This window comes from Burkholderia sp. SIMBA_051, from assembly GCF_046534915.1.
In the GTDB taxonomy this organism is placed as follows: Bacteria; Pseudomonadota; Gammaproteobacteria; order Burkholderiales; family Burkholderiaceae; genus Burkholderia; species Burkholderia ambifaria.
Genome location: NZ_JAWRXS010000510.1, coordinates 1 through 258 on the forward strand (window position 1 = coordinate 1; position 258 = coordinate 258).

At 62.4% G+C, this 258-nt stretch carries 1 protein-coding gene; it reads right to left on the bottom strand.

The window, feature by feature from the left end:
* Nucleotides 1-258: DUF2471 family protein (locus tag SB771_RS35500; protein ID WP_410722102.1), on the bottom strand; the 258-nt coding region annotated here is incomplete at both ends.

Genomic DNA, 258 nt, shown 5'->3' on the forward strand with positions numbered 1-258 from the left:
GCCCCATGCTCGCCCGGCGCCGCGCTCATCGTTCGCAACGCGACTTCGGGTCGTTGAAGCCTTCGACTTCTCCGCAGCGTCATAAGCCGCGACGGCGAACGCAAACACAGCCGGCAACGCATTGGACCGGCCAAAGTCGACGGGATCATCGGTCTCGGGAAACTGAAAGTCGTCGGGCCGTTGAAACAACCCAAGCATCACGGGATCGTGCCGGCTGGCAAAACCCAGATCCGCAAGCGCTTCCGCTTCGATCGCATG